Annotated in this window: 16 protein-coding genes; 10 read left to right on the top strand and 6 right to left on the bottom strand. The window is 52.8% G+C overall.

Going from position 1 to position 21141, the window contains the following annotated elements; genetic code table 11:
- Positions 1-111: 111 nt before the first annotated feature.
- Genes GS398_RS02265 through GS398_RS02255 form a run of 3 tightly spaced genes read left to right on the top strand, consistent with a single transcriptional unit; the run spans position 112 to position 4756 of the window.
- A complete protein-coding gene (locus GS398_RS02265) occupies positions 112-1896 on the top strand; it encodes an FAD-dependent oxidoreductase (RefSeq protein ID WP_160905112.1) in 1785 nt (594 codons plus the stop codon).
- Complete coding sequence (locus GS398_RS02260; RefSeq protein WP_160905111.1) at positions 1884-3674, top strand: 2-oxoacid:acceptor oxidoreductase subunit alpha; 1791 nt, start codon at positions 1884-1886, stop codon at positions 3672-3674. Before GS398_RS02265 ends, GS398_RS02260 begins: the two co-directional genes overlap by 13 nt.
- A gap of 29 nt (positions 3675-3703) precedes the next feature.
- Positions 3704-4756: a 2-oxoacid:ferredoxin oxidoreductase subunit beta gene (locus GS398_RS02255; protein ID WP_160905110.1), complete on the top strand. Its 1053-nt coding sequence runs from the start codon at positions 3704-3706 to the stop codon at positions 4754-4756.
- A 44-nt stretch (positions 4757-4800) separates the two neighbouring features.
- Here GS398_RS02255 and GS398_RS02250 read toward each other — a convergent pair whose 3' ends face one another.
- The gene (locus GS398_RS02250; RefSeq protein ID WP_160905109.1) at positions 4801-5295 is read right to left on the bottom strand and encodes a hypothetical protein; all 495 of its coding nucleotides are present in this window, start codon (positions 5293-5295) and stop codon (positions 4801-4803) included.
- A gap of 275 nt (positions 5296-5570) precedes the next feature.
- Complete coding sequence (locus GS398_RS02245) at positions 5571-5954, bottom strand: hypothetical protein (protein ID WP_160905108.1); 384 nt, start codon at positions 5952-5954, stop codon at positions 5571-5573.
- Positions 5955-6360: 406 nt separating this feature from the next.
- Between GS398_RS02245 and fucP the strand changes: the two genes are divergently transcribed.
- From fucP to idi, 5 genes are all read left to right on the top strand, one after another.
- A complete protein-coding gene (gene fucP / locus GS398_RS02240) occupies positions 6361-7584 on the top strand; it encodes an L-fucose:H+ symporter permease (protein ID WP_160905107.1) in 1224 nt (407 codons plus the stop codon).
- Positions 7585-7704: 120 nt separating this feature from the next.
- On the top strand, positions 7705-8637 hold the full coding sequence (locus tag GS398_RS02235) for an ROK family protein (protein ID WP_160905106.1): 933 nt from the start codon (positions 7705-7707) through the stop codon (positions 8635-8637).
- Positions 8638-8894: 257 nt separating this feature from the next.
- Positions 8895-9668 carry a sugar phosphate isomerase/epimerase family protein gene (locus GS398_RS02230; protein WP_369410208.1) on the top strand — a complete coding sequence of 258 codons (774 nt, stop codon included), beginning with the start codon at positions 8895-8897 and terminating at the stop codon, positions 9666-9668.
- A gap of 4 nt (positions 9669-9672) precedes the next feature.
- Complete coding sequence (locus GS398_RS02225; protein ID WP_160905104.1) at positions 9673-12438, top strand: glycoside hydrolase family 2 protein; 2766 nt, start codon at positions 9673-9675, stop codon at positions 12436-12438.
- 62 nt (positions 12439-12500) lie between these two features.
- Positions 12501-13037, top strand: coding sequence for an isopentenyl-diphosphate Delta-isomerase (gene idi / locus GS398_RS02220; RefSeq protein ID WP_160905103.1), 537 nt, complete (start codon positions 12501-12503; stop codon positions 13035-13037).
- 11 nt (positions 13038-13048) lie between these two features.
- Here idi and GS398_RS02215 read toward each other — a convergent pair whose 3' ends face one another.
- On the bottom strand, positions 13049-13657 hold the full coding sequence (locus GS398_RS02215; protein ID WP_160905102.1) for a class I SAM-dependent methyltransferase: 609 nt from the start codon (positions 13655-13657) through the stop codon (positions 13049-13051).
- Between the two features lie 62 nt (positions 13658-13719).
- Between GS398_RS02215 and GS398_RS02210 the strand changes: the two genes are divergently transcribed.
- The gene (locus GS398_RS02210; protein WP_160905101.1) at positions 13720-14712 is read left to right on the top strand and encodes a Gfo/Idh/MocA family protein; all 993 of its coding nucleotides are present in this window, start codon (positions 13720-13722) and stop codon (positions 14710-14712) included.
- Between the two features lie 69 nt (positions 14713-14781).
- The gene (locus GS398_RS02205) at positions 14782-15114 is read left to right on the top strand and encodes a hypothetical protein (protein WP_160905100.1); all 333 of its coding nucleotides are present in this window, start codon (positions 14782-14784) and stop codon (positions 15112-15114) included.
- Between the two features lie 112 nt (positions 15115-15226).
- Here the strand turns inward: GS398_RS02205 and GS398_RS02200 are convergent, their stop codons facing one another.
- From GS398_RS02200 to GS398_RS02190, 3 genes are all read right to left on the bottom strand, one after another.
- Complete coding sequence (locus GS398_RS02200; protein WP_202405928.1) at positions 15227-16762, bottom strand: RagB/SusD family nutrient uptake outer membrane protein; 1536 nt, start codon at positions 16760-16762, stop codon at positions 15227-15229.
- Positions 16763-16781: 19 nt separating this feature from the next.
- The gene (locus GS398_RS02195) at positions 16782-20078 is read right to left on the bottom strand and encodes a SusC/RagA family TonB-linked outer membrane protein (RefSeq protein ID WP_160905099.1); all 3297 of its coding nucleotides are present in this window, start codon (positions 20076-20078) and stop codon (positions 16782-16784) included.
- 177 nt (positions 20079-20255) lie between these two features.
- Entirely contained in the window at positions 20256-21131 is an 876-nt protein-coding gene (locus tag GS398_RS02190) for a hypothetical protein (RefSeq protein ID WP_160905098.1), read from the bottom strand.
- Positions 21132-21141: the final 10 nt, after the last annotated feature.

Below are 21141 nucleotides of genomic sequence, written 5' to 3'. Positions count from 1 at the left end.
CGGGATAACTTGCAGGTAATTTTCTATTTAGAATAAAAATATACTAAAGATAATCGCATGGATTTAGTGATTTAATATATTTTTACTTATCAAAAATAAGAAAACTGTTACTTGAAACCGACTAACATCAACGATCCGGAGTACTTCCACAAAGTGGTAGACTGCCAGTACGCTTGTCCTGCGCATACCCCGGTACCCGAGTACATCCGGCTTATTACCGCCGGGAAGTATTCCGAAGCTTACATGGTAAACTGGGAATCCAACGTGTTTCCAGGGATCCTGGGGCGTACGTGCGACAGGCCCTGCGAACCGGCATGCCGCCGTGGCCGGGTAGAAGAAGAGCCAGTGGCTATTTGCCGCCTGAAGCGCGTGGCTGCGGACAATAAGGACGATGTAAGATCGCGGATGCCGCAGATCCCCGCGGTGAAGAACGGTAAGAGAATTGCGCTTATCGGCGGCGGCCCGTCGTCGCTGACCGTGGCGCGCGATCTTGCGCCCCTGGGCTACGAGATCCATTTATATGATGACCAGGAAGCTGGCGGCGGCATGATGCGCAGCCAGATCCCTTCGTTCCGCTTGCCGGTTTCGGTGCTCAACGAAGAAGTGAACTATATCCTGGATATGGGTATCCATGTTCATTTTAAAAGATATGTGTCGAGCTTGAAGGAAATCCTCGACCAGGGTTACGATGCCGTATATGTGGGCACCGGCGCTCCCCGCGGACGCGGCCTCGAGCTTCCGGGCCTTGTCGAAGCAGCCGCCAACGTACACGTAGGTATAGAATGGCTGGCAAGCGTAGCATTCGAGCATACCAGGTCGATCGGTAAAAAAGTGATCGTGCTGGGTGGCGGAAATACCGCGATGGATTGCTGCCGCACTTCGCGCCGTATTGGCGGCGAACAGGTAAAAGTATTGGTGCGGAGCCCTTTCAGCGAGATGAAGGCCTCTCCCTGGGAGAAAGAAGATGCCATGCACGAAGATATTCCCATCCTCGAAAATCATGTGCCAAAAACCTATGTCGCCGAAAATGGCAAACTGGTGGGAATGACCTTTGAAAAAGTACATGCCGTGTACGACGAAAATGGCAAGCGCTCGCTGCTACCGATCGGTGACCCGGACGTGTTCGTAGAAGCCGATGATGTATTGGTGGCCATCGGGCAGCAGAACACGTTCACGTGGATAGAGCGGGATCTCGGCCTCGACTTCGACCAATGGAACATGCCGGTAGTGGATAAGCTCACCCACCAGTCGTCTCACCCGAAAGTTTTCTTCGGTGGTGACGCCGCATGGGGCCCTAAGAACGTAATTACGGCGGTAGCGCATGGTCACCAGGCTGCCGTTTCTATCGACCTTTTCCTGCGCGGGCAGGACCTGAAGGACCGTCCTTCTCCGTTTACCAACCTGGTAAGCCAGAAAATGGGGATCCACGAATGGAGCTATGATAATGCCGTGGAGCCTGATTATCGTTACGTGGTACCACAGGCTGATAAAGAGCTCACGTTAGCCGACCGTAAGCTGGAGGTAGAACTTGGTTTCGACCTTAAGACGGCTTTTAAAGAGGCGCAGCGCTGTCTCAACTGTGATGTACAAACCGTGTTTTCGGACAGCAAGTGTATCGAGTGTGATGCCTGCGTAGATATCTGCCCCACTTCCTGCATCACTTTTACACCAAACGGCGAGGAAGAAGACCTGCGGCACCGGCTCAATGCGCCGGCGGTGAACGTTGCACAAAGCCTGTACGTGTCGGGTGCCCTCACTACCGGGCGTGTAATGGTGAAAGATGAAGACGTGTGCCTGCACTGCGGTCTCTGCGCAGAACGCTGCCCGACCTCGGCCTGGGACATGCAGCATTATTTATATAAGGTTACCAAAGCTGGTCATTCATGCTCAAAATAAATGATTTTGTGGTCCGGTTCGCCAACGTGAACGGCACCGGGTCGGCAAGTGCCAATTACCTGTTCGCAAAGGCGATCTTCCGGATGGGAATTCCGGTTACTCCCAAAAATATATTTCCCTCAAACATCCAGGGACTGCCAACCTGGTACGAGGTCCGCGTAAGCGAAAAGGGCTATTATGGGCGTCGCCAGGGCATCGATATCATGGTCTGCATGAATCCGCAAAGCATGCCTAATGACGTAATGAATGTGGAAAGCGGCGGTTACTTTCTTTACGACAGCACCAAACAGCTTCACCCGGAACTTATCCGCAGCGACGTTAACTATATAGGCATTCCGTTGATGGAGATCTGCCTGCGCGAGTTCACCGATCCGCGGCAGCGCCAGTTGTTTAAGAACATTATTTATGTGGGCGCCCTTTCGGCATTGCTGAACATCGAGTTTGGCGTGCTTGAGCAGTTGCTTACCGGGCAGTTCCAGGGCAAGGAGAAACTGATCGCGCCTAATATCAAGTCGCTTAAGCTGGGTATCCAATACGTTCACGACCATTTCAGCTACCCGCTGGACCTGCGTTTAGAACGCCGTGACCTGGTAGGGAACAAGATACTGATCGATGGAAATTCTGCCTGCGGCCTCGGCGCCGTATACGGAGGAGCTACCGTAGCTGCCTGGTACCCGATCACGCCATCCACGTCGGTGGTTGAAGCGTTTGAATCGTATGCTAAAGACCTGCGGATCGATAAAACTACCGGGAAGAAGAAGTTCGCCATCGTACAGGCCGAGGATGAGCTTGCCGCGATGGGGATGGTGATCGGCGCGAACTGGAATGGTGCGCGGTCTTTTACGGCCACCAGCGGACCAGGCGTTTCGTTAATGAATGAATTTCTCGGCCTCGCGTATTTCGCCGAGGTGCCCGCCGTACTGATCGATGTGCAGCGTGCCGGACCGTCCACCGGGATGCCGACACGCACGCAACAATCGGATGTGCTGCTGGCAGCATATGCCTCGCACGGCGATACCAAACACGTACTGTTGTTCCCCAATACACCGAAAGAGTGCTTCGATATGACGGCCGATTCGTTCGACCTGGCGGAAAGGCTGCAGACCCCGGTGATCATGCTTTCTGACCTCGACCTGGGCATGAACGACCATGTTTCTGAACCCTTCGAGTGGGACGATAGCCGCAAATATGATCGCGGCAAAGTGTTGTCGGCCATCCAGTTAGATACCATGGAGCGGTTCGGGCGCTACCTCGATGTTGATAACGACGGGGTTACATACCGCACCATCCCGGGTACGCACGCCACTCAGGGCTCGTTCTTTACCCGGGGAACTTCCCGCGATGAATATGCCGCTTACACGGAAGACGGCACCGTATACGTTCGCAACATGGACCGCCTGCTGAAAAAATGGAATACTGCCCGTTACCTGGTTCCGGCGCCTGTGTTTTACCAGCAGGAGAACCGGAGCCGTAATGCGGTCCTTTTTTATGGAACGTCTACCTATTCGGTGGAAGAAGCCATGGATCTTCTCCGGGAGCAGGGCACATTGATAGATGCCGTACGGATCAGGGCGTTTCCTTTCAACCCTTCGGTGGAGACCTTCCTGGATGCGCACGATAAGGTCTTCGTGGTAGAACAGAACCGCGACGGACAGATGCGTACCCTGCTGATCAATGAGTTGAATGCCAGTCCGTCAAAGCTGGTCCCGGTACTTAACTACGATGGCATGCCGATCACCGCCAATTTCGTGATACAGGGCATTTTTAATTATTTATAATTGGTTTCCCAATCTCAATAATCATTGCAATGACTTACATACGTCCCAAATTTCGTCACCCATCCGCACCCACCAATGATCTCGGTTATACCAAACGGGAGTACGAGGGCGCACTAAGCACCTTGTGCGCTGGTTGCGGGCACGATTCTATCAGCGGGGCCATTATACAGGCTTATTTCGAGTTATCGGTACCTCCGCATCGCATTGCTAAGTTGTCGGGTATCGGCTGTTCTTCAAAAACACCGACGTATTTTCTTGGGAAGTCGCACGGGTTTAATTCCGTACACGGACGTATGCCATCTGTTGCGACCGGCGCGAACATGGCCAACCGCGACCTGATGTACCTGGGTGTTTCCGGCGACGGCGACACGGCGTCTATCGGCATGGGACAGTTCGTGCATATCGTTCGCCGGAACCTCAATATCGTGTATATCGTAATGAACAACGGTTGCTACGGGCTCACCAAAGGCCAGGATTCGGCGACGGCGGATGCGGGGTCGAAAAGCAAGGCGGGTTCGGTTAACCCGTTCCAGCCGATCGACCTGGCGGGACTGGCGCTCGAGCTGGGAGCGGGTTTCGTGGCACAGAGTTTTTCCGGCGACAAGCCGCAGCTGATCGAACTGATTAAGGAGGCGGTAAAATACCCGGGTTTTGCACTGATCAACGTGATTTCACCTTGTGTAACCTTTAACAATAATCCTGGCTCTACTAAGTCCTACGATTACGTGCGCGAGCATATCGAAGCCACTGCTACCGTAGATTACGTACCTTTAAAGACCGAAATCACCGCAGCATACGCGGAAGGCACGGGAACGGACGTGGAAATGCACGACGGAACATTTATCCGCCTGGAGAAACTGGCCGCGCACAGCAACCCTTATAACCGGCTTACCGCAATTACTGCGCTCCAGGTGGCCAGGATGAAGAACGCGATCCTTACCGGCCTGGTTTTCCTTGAGCCGGACCCGACCGACCTGCATGAGACGCTGGATACCAGCGAAGTGGCATTGAATAAGATGACAGAAACTGATCTCTGCCCCGGGAAACAGGAACTGGAAAATATAAACGCCAGCCTTCGGTAGCAGCGGTTACGCCATAAAAGGTAACGGCAGAGACCGGGATATGCTCATTCCGATCTCCAGGAGCCTAACACCATCCTGCTGCCGCCACCTTGTATCATCAGGCCAACCAGGTTTTCTGTAACGATCTTTTTTCCCGTCTTTGAGAGTCCCGCCGGTAATCCCTTGCCAAACCCGGTTTGTTCACCCCCTGCCTCAGAATAAAAAACGATCGTTTTAAAGTCGTGCTCGCTGACCCGGTAAAGAGCATCCGGTTTCCCGGCTACCCGCGCGCGTATCGAGATATCGATCATAACCAATTGCCCGTTTCGGTACCGTAATGTGCCGTAGTCTACATAGATATGTTGTTCTTTCAGCCTTCCCGCGATCTCAGTAAGCAGTTGTTTTGACAGGGAAGGTTTTATCACCAGGTACACGACTTCCGCGTCAGCCGGAGCCGGCGGAAAAGGTTTATAGCTCTGCAGGATAAATACCACCATAAGTGCCAGCAGGTATACTACCGTGATGCGGTTTTCTCTGCGCAGGGAAAGTAAGTTTTTCATCTTTGTTTAAATATGATGCTGCAAACTTACCCGGGAAGGAGCTGGTGATGTAAAAAATGTGATAGGCACTGCGAAATATGTGATGAACGCACAAATTTTGAGCAGCGCGGCAGCGGCGCAGATCCTGACGAATAACCGGGCCCCGGGAGCACGGACGTTAAACGAAAGTAAAGATCCTGGTAAATAGTGCTTAGGGAGGACAGGGAGACATATCCTATCGCCGGGTAACCCGGGAAGAGACCGGGAGCGCTAACCAGCCCGGAGGGGCAGGCGGTTTATCGCGATGAAACTTTATAGCCGAATTTATAACCTATTGCGTTTGTGTGCTTTATAAAAGCCGCCAGGCGATCGCTTAAACTAACCGGGAATTCTATATCGAGCAGGATGTGAAGCGTACTCTCCGTTTTATATAGCTCCTTCAGTTCTTCCCAGGGCCGGGAGCCTTCGTCTTCTACCGTGTTGGGATACAGGTCTGCAAAGAAATTATGGTTCAGTTTGTCACCTATGAAACGAAGCTTCCTGACAGACATGTCCTTTTGCTCGAACGTATAACCGATGTTCCTGGGGCTGGTTCCCAGTAGTTTGCCCAACTCAACGTTGCTCAGGCGTTTCCTTTTTGCTACTGCTTTAATAAGCTCTCCAACGTGGATCTCTTCCATAATCAAACTTCTTATTTTGAAATGGATTGACTGTCAGTCGGACAGGAAGAACTATAGTTACTTTAGGGAAGTGTTTTTTCCGTTAGCGGTGCTATTTCCATATTTGTGAAGAAATTCGTTTACGATGTCAATTTTGGGATTAATAATGGTATAAAGTATCGAAATCATTTCGCCTGGATCGACCCGGTGATAACGGTATGTTTACCTTGAAAAAGTCCCTTTTTTCCGGCAGTGTGACAGCTTTGAACATGTTCCATGTAACGTTAAGCGATATTTGTGCAATGTGATCGTGTTTCTTGGCATGATGTGTTTCGCACTACAGCACGTTCGTTCACCCTGTTTTGCTAAAACGATTTATTATTTTATTTTAGTTCCCACAACCCAATTCACGAAATAACCCTTCCTAATGCACCTAAAACCCAAATTTACCGAGCCGCGCTTTGTCGTGGTAATGGCGTTTGCCACCTCTTTGTTCATGTTCTGGGGGATCGCTATTACCATGGCCGACGTGCTCAACAAGCATTTCCAGCTGGTATTAGGTCTTTCTAAATCTCAATCCACCTTCGTGCAGTTCGCGGTATTTGGCGCTTACGCGGTGATGGGGATCCCGGCCGGGTTATTTATGAAGCGTTTTGGTTACAAGAACGGCGTTTTGCTGGGCCTGGCGCTTTTCTCGGGAGGTGCGTTCCTGTTTGTGCCGGCGGCGCTTACATCGTCGTTCGCATTTTTCGGATTGGCGTTGTTTATTGTAGGTTGCGGCTGTTCAACGCTCGAAACCGTAGCGCATCCTTTCGTGGCGTCGCTCGGCGACCAGCGTTCCAGTGACCAGCGCGTTAATTTCGCCCAATCTTTTAACGCCGTCGGTGCCATGCTAGGACCCTATATCGGCGGGCAGTTTTTGTTCAGGAACCAGGTAGAAGGGAGCACCGATCTCACCTCTGTTAAGCTGTTGTACGTGGCTATCGGCACGGTAATCGCCTTGGTAGCCGTCTCTTTCTCGTTCGTGAAGGTCCCGGCGACCGTTGATCCCCATGTGGCGGTAAATGAGGAGGCGGTGAACGTAGACGTTGCGCCTGGTAAGAAACTGGCAAACCACCGGCATTTTGTTTGGGCCGTCGCTGCGCAGTTCTTCAACGTAGCCGCACAGGCGGGCACCTGGGGCTTCTTTATCAATTATGTGCACGAAAAAATGGGTTTTAGCGACGCCACCGCGTCTAATTACATGATCCTGTTTATGGGAATGATGCTTGCCGGCCGCTTTGCCGGTACCTTCCTGATGCGGTTAATTGCGCCCAATAAATTGCTGGCCGCTTTCGCCATCGGTAACATTCTGATGTGCCTGATCGTGGCGCAGGACCTGGGTTGGCCGTCCTTCGTCGCCCTGCTAATGATTAACTTCTTCTTTAGCATCATGTTCCCTACAATCTTTAGCCTCGGCATCAAAAACCTGGGTCAACGTACACAACAGGCATCGTCATTTATTTCGATGGGAGTGGTAGGCGGAGCGTTTTTCCCGTTTATTATGGGGCAGATCGCCAACCACGACATCGCGGCAGCTTATTACCTCCCCATTGTTTGTTATGTAGTGATCTTCCTGTTCGGTTACCGCTTTTATAAGGTCCGGCATTAACGTCTATGTCACCCGTAACAGCAGGTTGCTGCACCGGCGAAAAACCTTGTAGGGCTAAATCGTTTTAAATTATATTTGTTCCGCAGCTCATGCTGCATTGACAGGAGACCAGGAGAAATAATGAGTACATCAAAAGTGCTGGGAATAGATATCGGGGGGTCGCACATAACCGCCGCCCTTGTGGACGTTCATACGAAGAAAATAGTTCCCGAAAGCTATGTGCGCCGGGCTGTAAATGCTGCCGCTCCTGCGGGGGAGATTATCCGCGAATGGACGGAAGTATTTAGCCAGTCGATGGCCGCTGCCCGCGTAACCGGTGTAAAAATAGGGATAGCCATGCCGGGACCGTTCGACTACGAAAAGGGTATTAGCTTTATGAAAGGACAAGACAAATACGAAGCGCTGTATGGCCTCAGCATCAAGTCGCTGCTGGCTGCTGAGCTTGGCATGTTTGAAGGAAATATCCGCATGATGAACGATGCTTCCTGTTACCTTAACGGTGAAATGATCGCGGGTGCGGCGTTCGGATACCATCGTTCTATAGGGATCACGCTGGGCACCGGTCTTGGTTCCGCCTGGAACGAGAACGGGGAGATCACCGATGCGGATCTCTGGCATTCGCCGTTTAAAGACGGCATCGCCGAAGATTACCTGTCTACCCGCTGGTTTATCAGATATTTCCGGGAACTGGGCGGCGGCATGGTGCGCGACGTTAAGCACCTTGCCGAATTGACGCCGGCGAATGAAACGGCCGTTAAAGTATTCGCGGAATTTGGCCGCAACCTGGGGCATTTTATGGCAGGGCTGATCCAGTCGAAAAAGCCGGGAGTGGTGGTGCTCGGCGGCAATATCGCGAAAGCCGGCAGCCTGTTTATGAAACAGGCCGAAGGCGTGCTTAGCGACCGGTCGATAAAAACGCCCGTAAAGATGGCTAAGCTCGGCGAACATGCCGCATTGTATGGCGCCGCCGGGCTCTGGAGAAAAGATCTTTATGCCGGTGGTAACCAGGTATCGGCAGGCAACGTCGGCGCCTATAGTAAAACCCCTGAATAGTTCTGGCTATCTCCGCAGGATTGCCTGGTAACTGATAGTATAGGATATTCCCGCCGATCCTTCCCAACTTAATATCTTGGCGTATTCTTTAAAAAAGACGCCGTAAAGCCATAAAACTTGCTACTATTGTAATATTTACTAATTCCCGTAACATAACCAATCAAATGAAAACCGGAGCTCTTCAACTTGCAGCGGCAATGATCCTTCTGGTCGTTAGCTCGTGCAGCCGATCAATCAGTAATTCGTCATCTTCTCCCGTGAAAAATTACCCGGAAACCGCTTTGGGGTGGAAACTGGGCGCGCAAGCCTATACTTTTAACCGGTTCACTTTCGTGGACGCCATCCGTAAAGCAGATAGCTGCGGACTGAAATTCATCGAGGGATTTCCCGGCCAGAACATCGGCGGGGGCATTGAAGGCAAGATGGATTTTAAAATGGATGCCGCTAAAAGGGCGCTCGTCCTTGCCAAGTTAAAAGAAAAAGGAGTGACTATTTACGCTTTTGGCGTAGTTGGAGCTAACAGCCCGGAAGACTGGCGCCAGCTTTTTACATTTTGCAAAGCAATGGGTATAAAAACCATTACTTCCGAGCCTAAGGAAAGCGATCTGCCGCTGATCTCGAAGTTGTGTGACGAATTTGATATCAAGGTAGCCATCCACAATCACCCGAACCCTTCCCATTATTGGAACCCGGATATCGTGCTTGCGGCCATGAAAGGACAGAGCAGCCGGATCGGCTCCTGCGCAGACATCGGCCACTGGGTGCGCTCGGGCCTCGACCCGGTAGAATGCCTTAAGAAGCTGGAAGGACACGTTTTCCATTCGCATATGAAAGACCTCAACGAAAAGGGCAACAAGGCTGCGCACGACGTGCGTTGGGGTACCGGTGTCTCCAATATCCCGGCGGTGATCGCGGAGCTGAAACGCCAGAAATTCAGCGGGATGATTTCCGCAGAGTACGAGTATAACTGGAACAACAGCGGACCGGATGTAGCAGCAAGCGTAGTGTTCTTCAGGGGCGCGTTAAAATAAAGCCATGAAGGCAGTACCATCCAGGATCGGCCTGGTCGTAATTTTACTGTCGCTGGGCATGTTGAATGCATTAAAGGCGCAGGAAACTCAACGCCAGTATCTTTCGGGGACCGACAAAGACCATACGGTAAATTGGGAATTCTTTATCAATACCGGCATGAAAAGCGGCGCATGGAGCAAGATCCCGGTGCCGTCCAACTGGGAAATGCAGGGTTTTGGCACGTACAACTACTTTCGCGATACGCAGAATCCGGACGAAACGGGGCAATATAAGCATCAATTTAAGGTCCCGGCATCCCAGGCGGGGAAAACCATCTTCATCGTTTTCGAAGCCTCTATGACCGAGACGGAGGTGAAGATAAACGGTAAATCTGCCGGCCCCGTGCACCAGGGCGGTTTTTACCGGTTCAAATATGATATCACCGACCTGGTAAATACGGGCGCCGACAACCTGCTGGAAGTGACGGTGAAGAAGAGGTCTTCGAACGAATCTGTGAACCAGGCCGAACGAAAAGCGGATTTCTGGTTGTTCGGCGGGATCTTTCGTCCCGTTTACCTCGAGCTGCTGCCGCGTACGTACATCGACCGCATCGCACTGGATGCAAAAGCAGACGGCGCGCTCCGCATCGATGTATACCCGGTGAATTTGCCGGCCGGAATTTCCATAAAGGCGCAGGTGCAAACGCTGAAGGGGCAACCGGTTGGCCTTCCTTTCTCGGTAAAAACGTCTGCGGGACAAATCATCGCTGGCCTGCAGCGGCAGGTAAAGGGTGTGCAGCCCTGGAATCCTGAAACACCTGATCTTTATAACCTGTTGGTGTGGCTCACTGATGCGCAGGGCAGGGTGGTGCACCGGATTAAACAGCGTTTCGGCTTCCGCACGGCGGAATTACGTCCGCACGACGGATTTTATGTGAATAACCGGAAAGTGGTTTTTAAAGGCGTTTGCCGCCACAGCGAATGGCCCGAATCCGGTAGAGCGCTGAGCAAGACGCTCAACCTCGCCGACGTGAAACTGATGAAAGACATGAACATGAATGCCGTGCGCATGTCGCATTACCCGCCCGACCAGGATTTCCTGGACATCTGCGACTCGCTGGGCCTCTTTGTGCTCGATGAACTAACCGGGTGGCAAGCGAAATATGACGTAGAAGCTGGCCGTAAATTGGTAAAAGAACTGGTGGTAAGGGATGTGAATCACCCTGCTATCGTGATCTGGGACAACGGTAACGAAGGTGGATGGAACACTGCGCTCGATGGCGACTACCAGCTTTACGACCCGCAAAAACGCCTGGTGATACACCCCTGGGAGAAGTTTAACGGCACCGATACGAAACATTATCCCGACTATAATTATGTAATGAACTCGGTGCTGTATGGCAAAGAGGTGTTCTTTCCGACCGAGTTTATGCACGGGTTACACGATGGCGGTCATGGCGCCGGGCTCGATGATTTCTGGAGCCTGATGCGCAGGCATCCGCATTTCGCGGGAGGATTTTTATGGTCGTTTGCCGATGAAGGTGTATCGCGCCTGGACCAGAACGGCAAAATAGACGTGCAGGGCAACCTGGCGCCCGACGGTATTGTTGGCCCGCATCGCGAAAAAGAAGGCAGCTTTTTTACCATTAAGGAGATCTGGTCGCCGGTGCAGGTCGATCTGAAATTACTCCCGGTCAATTTCGACGGGAAGATCCCGGTGACAAACGATTACCTGTACACCAACCTCGATAAATGCGTTTTTGAATGGAAGCTGGTTTCATTGCCTTCCGCGGGAAGCGGTGCAACAACAGAGACTACCGATGCATCGAAAAAAATGACCGGGCCTTCGCTGGCGCCCGGCTCTGCGGGCATGCTTTCGCTCGGCCTGCCCGCTAACTGGAAGAATAGCGATGTGCTGTACTTAACGGCCTTCGATCAATACCGGCAGGAGCTTTTTACCTGGAGCTGGCCCATTCATATGCCGGGCATGATAAAACCGGTGGTAAAAGCGGGTGCGAAGGTTGGCGCATCTGAAACGGATTCGTGCGTAGTGATCGCGGCGGATGGCATGAGCTACTATTTCTCTAAAAGGACCGGGAACCTGCAGCAGGTGGTTACGCCGAAAGCGACGGTAGCGTTGTCCGGCGGCCCCGTAGTGGCGGGGGTTAAACATACGCTGAACAAGCTGAATCATTTCGCCTCCGGCGATACCTATGTGGTTGAGATCTCTTATACGGGCCCGTCTTTGTTTAACGTGAAGTGGACGTTTTCTCCCGGGCAAGCGGCGAAGCTCGACTACCAGTATGCCATTCGTGGGGAGGCCGATTTTGCCGGCATTACCTTTAATTATCCCGAAGAGCTGGTAACCGGGGTGAGGTGGGAAGGCCGCGGGCCCTATCGCGTGTGGAAAAACCGGATGAAAGGTCAGCAGTTTGGGGTATGGCAAAAGAATTACAACAACGTCATCACCGGCGAAAGCTGGGAATACCCCGAGTTTAAGGGATACCACGCAGACCTGTTTTGGGCGACCATTCAAAACAAGCAATCGCCGTTTACGGTTTATGCTACAGAGCCCGGAACTTTCTTGCAGCTTTACAAACCGCTGAAAGCTGCCGGTGCGGCGAATGAAAATACCAACCCGCTGTTCCCCGAAGGTAATATCGGCTTTATGGACGCCATTTCGCCCATCGGCACCAAGTTCCAGGCGGCAGAGAAAATGGGACCACAAAGCGTAAAGAACGTACAGCTGAACGCGCCGGTGAAGGGCAGCCTCTGGTTTGACTTCCGGTGATCAACCGGTTTCGCGGTGCTTAACATAATAACGCGTATTAAAACATCTGTTAAAGCCTTTCTGTGGAAGAAGAAGTAATCCTTGTCGACGAATCCGATTGCGCAACCGGTACCATGAGTAAGATGCAGGCCCACCTGGAAGGCGCACTGCACCGGGCCTTTTCGGTCTTTATTTTTAACTCGCGGGACGAATTGCTGCTGCAGCAGCGGGCCATGGACAAATATCATTCGGGTGGTAAATGGACAAACACCTGCTGCAGCCATCCGCGCCCCGGCGAACGCAGCCAGGATGCGGCCAACCGGCGGCTGCTCGAAGAAATGGGCCTCGATTGCGAGCTCATTCACCAGTTTAATTTCACCTATCGTGCCCGCCTGGAAAATAACCTGGTAGAGCACGAATTCGACCATGTTTTTTTTGGTACGAGCGATGCCCTGCCCGTCCCCTCGCCCCGGGAAGTGATGGAGGTAAAATACGTCGGGCTGGACCAACTTGCAGCAGACCTCGCCCAACATCCGGCGCATTATAGCGAATGGCTCCGCATCTGTTTAGACAGGGTGATCGAAAACTACCGGCAGTATGTGAAACGTGCGGGCTATTAATAATTGACCGGTTATTTTTTTTGCAGGCACCAGGTAGTCATGCACCGTAAGTTTTGCACGTTGGTAGTTTTAATCGGTTCGTGCAGGTAACCGCCCAGTTCTTCGGTGATAGCCAGCAGCACGGCTTCGTTCACCAGGAAGCGCTGCGAACCGTCGGGAAGCAGGAACCTGCCATCGCCAAGAGGACGTACACGATCCCCGATACCGATATCCGACGCCAGTCGTGCGAAGAAATACCCACCCGGTTTGAGTACGCGCCACATGGAATGCACCATACTTTCGAAATGTGCCGGGTTGCGGGCAAAATGAAGGACCGCGCTGCTGATCACCAGGTCGAAAGCGGCGTCTTCAAAAGGCAGCGCTTCCGCGGAGGCGGAAACAAAATTAGCGGCCGGGTTTTGCGGAGCGAGTGTTCGGGAGAGTGCGGTTACCTTCGCTACGCTGCCCGGATCGGGGTCGATGCCATAAACTTCGTAACTGTTCCTGAGGAAATATACGAGATTACGGCCCGCGCCGCAGCCGGCATCGAGAACGGTTTTGCATTGGCTGTAGGTGCCTTTTAGCAGCTGGTCGAAGAGGTAGATGTCGATGTTACCGAAAGTGGCATGGAGGTCCTGCATAGCGGGTTTTGATAAAGATAAAATGATAAATTGCCGGCATTGCAAGTTAACAGCAAAAAGAGATGACACAAACACCTAATGTTCGCTGGGGCGTACTTGGCACCGCAAAGATCGCCCGCGAAAAAGTGATTCCCGCCATGCAGCGATCTGCGTTTGCAGAGGTTACCGCCATCGCTTCGCGCATGCGCGAACGAGCGGAATCAACAGCGGCGAACCTCGGCATCGCGAAAGCATACGGTACCTACCGGGAGCTCCTGGACGATGCTGATATCGATGCCGTCTATATTTCGTTGCCCAATCACCTGCATGTTCCCTGGGCCGTTAAATGTCTCGAAGCGGGAAAACATGTGCTTTGCGAGAAACCGGTCGGTCTCTCTCCCGCAGAGGCGGAAGAACTGCTCCTGGCAGCAGGAAAATACCCGGGGTTGAAAGTAATGGAGGCGTTTATGTACCGGTTTCATCCGCAATGGAGGCAGGCGAAACAATGGGTGACGGAAGGCGCTATCGGCGACCTGAAAGTGATCCAATCCGTGTTTTCTTATTACAATGCAGATCCGGCCAATATCCGGAACCAGGTTGAGGCAGGCGGCGGCGGTTTGATGGATATCGGTTGTTATTGTGTATCGCTTTCGAGGCTGATATTCGGTGCCGAGCCGGTCCGTGTTTTGGGCATGCAGGAACACGATCCCATGATGGGAACCGACCGTGTTACCTCGGGCATACTGGATTTCGGAACTGGCTCCTCGCATTTTACCTGCTCCACGCAGCTGATGTATTACCAGCGCGTAAACATTATGGGCACTACCGGGCGTATCGAGATCGAAGTGCCTTTTAACCCGCTGCCGGATAAGGCCGTAAAAGTGTGGCTGCACCGGCAATCGGGCACGGAGGAGCGGGTATTTTCGGACATCAATCAATTCACGATACAGGCCGACGAGTTCTCGCGGGCGATACTGGACGGCACGCCTGCACCTTTCCCGCTTGACGACGCGGTTAAGAATATGCGGGTAATAGCGCAGGTTGTAAAAAGTGCGGCGGCGGGCGCCTGGGTATAACGTATCGCCGTACCCGCAAACATTTCCCGCACAAGCGGCATTGTATTGGAGCACCATTCAACAACAGTTATGAACGCCAACGATCATCTTTCAGAACAGGAACTGGCAGGGAATGCCGCACAGCAGGCCACACCCCCGGCTACAGGTAACGAAACAAGACCAGGATCGCCGGACGAGGTCCTGATGGATTACCAGGATCTCGCCGAATCGGAGGGAGATGCTCCCCGGGGTAAGCCGCCGGTCCCCGCTATCGGGCTTAATGGCGGCCAGGCGCCCGACGATCCGGATGGTATTGATATCAGCAAGTATACCGGGCCTGAATCTGATGAAAGCACCCGCTTAAGTGATCCTGATGCGGCATATGGTACCGGCCCGGGAAACGGGTTGGGTGAAGCGGAGTAATGAAACTGCTTTACGGCCGGCCGGATTGCCTGATTTTTTCAGATTTTCTAACAAAAAAAGCCGTCCCCGGGGTAAACCGGGGACGGCTTTTGGGATGGGCGGATATTGACGCCTAATACCCCGGGTTCTGGTACATTTTCACCGGGTCGAGTTTGTACTCGTCAAAAGGGATCGGGTAATACCGGTCTTTTGTGCTGAAGTTGGAAAGTTTAGCGATCCCGAAATCAGCCTGGCTTTTGCTTTTGAAGTACGTTACCAGCTCTTCGGTGGTAAAGAACCGGAGCAGGTCGAACCAGCGCTTATGCTCAAAAGCGAGCTCAACGCGGCGTTCATGCAGGATGGCCAGCTTGAGGGTAGGATATTTTGCGGTATAAGCAGGATTGAGTACCGACACCGCGTACGCAGGCATGCCGGCGCGCGCGCGTACCATGTCGAGGTATTGGATGGCCGTTGCGTTGTCGCCGAGTTGCATGTTCACTTCTGCCAGCATCAGGATAACGTCGGCGTAGCGCATCAGGATCCAGTCATTACCGCCATAACCCAGGTTTGAAGCAGCAGCGCTTGCGTCCCGGTATTTGGTGATAAAGTAGTCTTTCACGATCGCGTCGTTCGCAAACTTTACCGACCAGGTCATGCGCGGGTCGCCTGTTTCGTAATCCTTAATAAGGTCTGGCGTAACGTTGCCGCCGCTGCCCGCAGCCGGTTTCAACGAATTGATGGTTTCGCCTTTGGCCTGGTTGTTGGCGGCAAGTGATGAGCTGTAGGTGGGATCGCCCTGTTTGTTTACGATCTGGAAGATCAGCTCGGGGCAGGTTGCTTTCTTGGTTACATCGAATACGTCCGCATAGGGGATGGCTGCCAGCGTAGCGAACGTTTTCATGTTGTAAGCAGCCGTGAGGCAGGTTTTGGCCTGGTTAAGCGTAGCGGTTTTGTCAACACCTGTTACCGTGGTAGCCATGGTTAAGTAAACCTGGCCCAGGAGTGTATTGATGGCCGCTTTCGACGTGCGGCCGATGGTCGCCCCGGTAGCGCGGTCGGGGATGTTACTGTCGAGCGCCTCAGACAGGTCCTTAATAATTTGTGCATAAACCTCTGCCTGCTTCACCCTGAAAGTGCTGGCGGCCACATCATCGGCGGTTTTAAGCTGGGTGGTCACCAGCGGCACATCTCCCCATTTGCGTACCAGGTGAAAGTACATGAGCGCGCGCAGGAATTTGGCTTCGGCGCTGTATTGTTTCTTGAGGTTCGCATCGGCGAAGGTTACATTATCGATATTTGAAAGCACCACGTTGGCTCTTGAAATGGTCCCGTATAACGAAACCCAGTGGCTTTTGAGGTATGTGTTGCTGGGCAGCAACGAGAAATCGTTAAACTGGAAAGGCTCTCCGGCGTTCGACTGGTTGTCGTTTCTGCCGGTATCGTCAGAGCGTTCGTCGGTCCATAAGCTGCTGTTTTCGCCAATGTTGTTGCTGCTGCGCAACGATTGGTAAATGCCGTTTACGGCGAGCAATACATCGTCCGGCGAGCGGAAACTGGTGCCGAGCTCGATGGCATTTGGGTTGGTAAGTGTTAAAAAATCTTCTTTGCAGGAGGTTCCCGCCAGCATAAGGCCGGTAAAGGCAGTCGTTATGATGAGTTTTCTGTTCATTCTAATTCATTTAATGATGTTAAAATCCAACCCTTAGTCCAACGTTATACGACCGTACCAGCGGGTATACGCCGTAGTCGATGCCTGGCGTAAGGTTCGGCGGCTGCGTGCTGTTGGAGGCACCGCTGCTGTAGTTGTAGTCCACCTCGGGGTTATAACCTTTGTAGTCGGTTACGGTGAAGACATTTACCACGCTGGCAAACAGGCGGGCGTTACCTGCGTGTAATTTGCTGGCGAGGGTAGTTGGCAGGTTAAACCCGAGGGTGATGTTGGTACACCTCAGGAAAGAGCCGTCCTGTAAGTAAAAAGTAGAAAGACGGGTGCTGTTGCTTTGCGTGCCAGCGCGTGAGGCGCGGTATACCGACCCGTCGCCGGGCGAGCCTGCGTTCCGGTAGCGGTTCACTACATCAGCGTATTGGTTGCCGGAACCTTCCATGTTATACAGGTAGTAGTCCTGCCCGTCGAGTATCTTGTTGCCCTGCGAGCCGTTAAAGGATGCGCTCAGGTCGACCATTTTAAACCTCGAGCTTAATGCGAAGCCGTACGTGTATTTGGCATATGGCGATCCGATCACGGTTTTGTCGGCATCGTTCACTACGCCGTTTTTGTCAGTATCTTCAAAGTAAAGATCGCCGATGCGGAGCGGGTTGGTCTGTGCCGAAGAAGGCGCTACTTTACCGATGTTCCCGGCGGTAACCATCCCGCCTACCTTAAATCCGTAGAACATACCCACCGGCTGTCCCTGGGTGGTGATGTTGGTAAGATAAGAGCGCTCGGCGCCGTTAATGATGATGGTATTGTTACCCGGCAGCCTGGTCACCTTGTTGCGGTTGATAGAAACGTTACCGCTCAGGCTCAGGTTGAAATCTTTCTTGCTCAGTAATTTACCGTCAAGCTGCAGGTCGAATCCGCGGTTGCGGATCTCTGAATTACGCAGGTTGGTGAGGATCACGGTGCTTCCGGAAATGGCGGAGATCGGCTGGTTGTACAAAAGGTCGTAAGAGTAGCTGAGGTAGTAGTTGGCGATGGCCGAAAGACGTCCGTTAAAGAAACCAAGGTCTGCGCCGATGTTATACTGCCTGGTAGTTTCCCAGCTTAGTTTTTCGTCGGCGATACCGCCTGCGTAAGTGGCCGAAGCAACGGAACTGCTGTTGCCGAATACCACACCGGTAGGGCTGGCGAGTGTTTGCAGGTAACTGTAGTTACCGATGTTGTAGTTACCGCTTAATCCCCAGCTGGCGCGAAGCTTAAGGGTAGAGGCGTTGCCGAGTAACCGGTCATAAAACGATTCGTCGGATAGGTTCCAGCCCAGGGCTACCGAAGGGAAATAGCCGTATTTGTTTTGCGGGCCGAAGCGTGATGATCCGTCGGAACGAAACGAAGCGGTAAGGAAGTATTTGGAGGCGTAGCTATAGTTTAAGCGCCCGAGGTAAGAAAGCAGCGTAAAAGCCGATTTCCCGGTAGGTCCGCCATTCAGCGTAAAGAAAGCGGCGTCGGCGCCTTTGCCGGTTACTTCCGGGATGTTGTCGTTCTGGAAACCTTTGGCTGTTACGCTGAGCACGTCGTTGGTGGTTTTCTGGGCAGTGTAGCCTGCGAGTGCGTCAAAATGGTGCCGACCGGCGTCTTTTTTATAGCTGAGGGTAAACTCCGCCAGGCGGTCTACCAGGGTGCCTGCCTGTGCTACCGCATTGGCTGCCGCGATGGCCTGTGCCGATCCCGGGGGGTTGGCGCCGTTGCTAAGGCTGGTGGGTAGGTAGTAGTCGTACTTTTCGTTGTAGGTCTGGGTACCGAGGTTTGCCTTGAATACCAGCTCAGGCAGGATCTTGTAGCTGGCATTGGCGTTAAGTGTACTGCGGTAGCCTTTGCGGCCGATCCTGGTCCGGGTAGCCAGTGCAACCGGGTTTTCGATGCTCTGGAAACCGAAGGCGGCCGATTGTGCCGCGGCAGTATTGGTAGCCAGGCTGCCATCGGGGTTATACGCGGGGAAAAATGGCATATAAATAAGCGCGCCGAGGATCGGTCCGTGGTCAAAACGCCCTTCCTGGGTTTCCTGGTTTTCGTTTTGGGTATAGGAGATATTGGCGCCTACGTGCAGTTTTTTGTTCACGTCGCCATCCACGTTGCTGCGGAAGTTGTAACGTTTCTGCCCTGAGCCGAGGATGATGCCATCCTGGTCCTGGTAAGCGCCGCTCACATAATATTTAATACCGGTGTTGCCTCCCGCGAAAGATAGGGTATGTTTCTGGTAAAAAGCGTTGCGGTATAGCTCGTCCTGCCAATCTGTATTTACCGTTTGCGGGATTAACTTCTGCGTAGGAAAGTCGTACAGGTAAGGGGGTATACTTACGCTGCCGGCGTTGCCCACGTTGGCGATACGGGTAGCGTTTACGTCCGAGAGCATGGCATCGGTCCACACTTTACCGCTGTTTTCCCAAAGGTCGCGGTAGGCATTGTTCCTGCCGTCGATCACCAGCTGTGCAAAGTCGTTGGAGCCCAGCAGGTCTACTTTCTTTGCCAGTTGGTTTGAGCCGAACTGTACGTCGTAGTCGAACTTGCCTTTGCCATCCTTACCCCGTTTGGTGGTAATAAGTACTACACCGCCGGAAGCGCGCGAGCCGTAAATGGCGGCAGAAGCGGCATCTTTCAGGATGTCGACCGATTCGATGTCCTCGGGGTTGATGTACACGTCGTTGCCGGCAGGATAGCCGTCTATTACGTACAGCGGATCCGAGCTGGCGCTGAAGGAGCCGATACCGCGTACCCGGATCTTGGTGCCCTGGTAAGGTGCGCCGCTTGTTTGCGAGATCTGTACACCTGCAACTTTCCCGGCGAGTGCCTGGCCCAGTGAAGGAGCGGAGAGGTTTAATTCCGACGCTTTTACGCTCGAAATAGCGCCTGTTACATCGCTCTTGCGGAGTGTCTGGTAACCAATGGCCACTACTTCGGTTAATTGCGTAGCCTGTAGTACCAGCCTGATATTAAGCGTGGCGGCGCCGCTTACGGTAACTTCCTGCCGGGCATAGCCGATGGAAGTAAAAACGAGCACGGTCCCGCGCTCTGCCTGGATGCTGTATTTCCCGTTCACGTCTGTAGTGGTGCCGTGCTGGGGGTTGTTTTTCTCTACGATATTTACACCGGGCATCGGGTCGCCGTTCTCATCGGTAACAGTGCCGGTAATGGTTTCTGCCGGGCTAACCCCGGCGCGGAGCGGTGTATTGTGTGCCTGTGCGGCGGTGAAGAGACTCATCAGCAGGGCAACCAGGAAGAACCTGGATAAAAGGCCCTGTAAAAGATCTGGAGTAATCTTTTTATTCATACATTTAAAAATTGATTGTTAGGAAATGGAAGCTATAGACGGCTTTTTGATTCGTGGCGATGAATACCGCCGGCTGACTGTTGACGCGGTCGCCGGCTCCTTTTCTCACCCGTTATTTCTTATCGGAGGCGTATCATTTCATAGGCGGTAATTTTAAGGTTGATAGTTTTGTGTTCATTACCAGCCGAGGTGCATGAAGTTCACATTCTTTTTCCTGGCGGAGGTTACCGCGATCCCTTCGGTAAGGTTCCCGATCAGGGCGAAGCCTTCAAGCTCATCCTCGCGGGAGTCAATAAGTTGGGTGTCTTTAACGACCATCTTTCCTGAATCGAGCGACTTTTCCATGTCCACGAAAGTGAACTTCCATTTGCGTCCCTCAACCTGGTTCTGGATAAGGACCAGGGTGTTTTTTGAATCGGCCCAATACAGGTTCTGCACCCATGGCGAGCAGGTGAATTTTTTGAAAAGCACACCCGGCTCACTGCTTTTCCTGCAGGTCCGCAGTTTTCCGGGATCATAGAGGCGCACTTCGTTGCCGTGGTCGCCGTAATCGGCCGTGGCTACGTACCATTTGCCGCGGTACCGCACATATTCTGGGCGGGTGCCCTGTATACAGGCATCGTCGTCGATGGTGTTTAAAAGGTTACCATCTAAGGTGCCGCTCTTAAGCAGCCCGTTCCAGTTTACGCAATAGATATCGGTTTTCCACCTGGTGCCTTCGGGATTGAGCTTTACCGAGTTCCCGATAAAAACGGGAAGGTCGCGGTGTACCGCGATGCCGGTGGGGTGGCCGATCAGGTCGGCGCCGTTCTGCGTAAGGCGGTATTCTTTTTTCAGGTATACCAGCGAGTCGCCGGACCGTTTAAATTCGCGGATCATGCCAACTTCACGGTCTCCGTACAGGAAGATCCGCCCATGCTGGTACGAAATACCCTGGCAGGCGCCCATCGAGTCGGCGGCCGTTTCTCTTTTTAGCGTAAGGGTCGGGTTAGCAGGCTTAAATGCAGCAGCCAGAAGGAGGATTAACGAACCGGCTAATAAGGATCTTTTCATGTGATAAAAC

Source organism: Hufsiella ginkgonis (assembly GCF_009834915.1).
GTDB lineage: Bacteria > Bacteroidota > Bacteroidia > Sphingobacteriales > Sphingobacteriaceae > Hufsiella > Hufsiella ginkgonis.
Note: the sequence above shows the minus strand (reverse complement) of the source record. Positions and strands in the feature narration are given on the sequence as shown.

Excerpts from the sequence above, each read along its gene's own strand:
- GS398_RS02260 (WP_160905111.1), top strand. The coding sequence starts at position 1,884 with ATGCTCAAAATAAATGATTTTGTGGTCCGGTTCGCCAACGTGAACGGC.
- GS398_RS02255 (WP_160905110.1), top strand. The coding sequence starts at position 3,704 with ATGACTTACATACGTCCCAAATTTCGTCACCCATCCGCACCCACCAAT.
- GS398_RS02250 (WP_160905109.1), bottom strand. The coding sequence starts at position 5,295 with ATGAAAAACTTACTTTCCCTGCGCAGAGAAAACCGCATCACGGTAGTA.
- GS398_RS02245 (WP_160905108.1), bottom strand. The coding sequence starts at position 5,954 with ATGGAAGAGATCCACGTTGGAGAGCTTATTAAAGCAGTAGCAAAAAGG.
- fucP (WP_160905107.1), top strand. The coding sequence starts at position 6,361 with ATGCACCTAAAACCCAAATTTACCGAGCCGCGCTTTGTCGTGGTAATG.
- GS398_RS02235 (WP_160905106.1), top strand. The coding sequence starts at position 7,705 with ATGAGTACATCAAAAGTGCTGGGAATAGATATCGGGGGGTCGCACATA.
- GS398_RS02225 (WP_160905104.1), top strand. The coding sequence starts at position 9,673 with ATGAAGGCAGTACCATCCAGGATCGGCCTGGTCGTAATTTTACTGTCG.
- GS398_RS02215 (WP_160905102.1), bottom strand. The coding sequence starts at position 13,657 with ATGCAGGACCTCCATGCCACTTTCGGTAACATCGACATCTACCTCTTC.
- GS398_RS02210 (WP_160905101.1), top strand. The coding sequence starts at position 13,720 with ATGACACAAACACCTAATGTTCGCTGGGGCGTACTTGGCACCGCAAAG.
- GS398_RS02205 (WP_160905100.1), top strand. The coding sequence starts at position 14,782 with ATGAACGCCAACGATCATCTTTCAGAACAGGAACTGGCAGGGAATGCC.
- GS398_RS02200 (WP_202405928.1), bottom strand. The coding sequence starts at position 16,762 with ATGAACAGAAAACTCATCATAACGACTGCCTTTACCGGCCTTATGCTG.
- GS398_RS02195 (WP_160905099.1), bottom strand. The coding sequence starts at position 20,078 with ATGAATAAAAAGATTACTCCAGATCTTTTACAGGGCCTTTTATCCAGG.
- GS398_RS02190 (WP_160905098.1), bottom strand. The coding sequence starts at position 21,131 with ATGAAAAGATCCTTATTAGCCGGTTCGTTAATCCTCCTTCTGGCTGCT.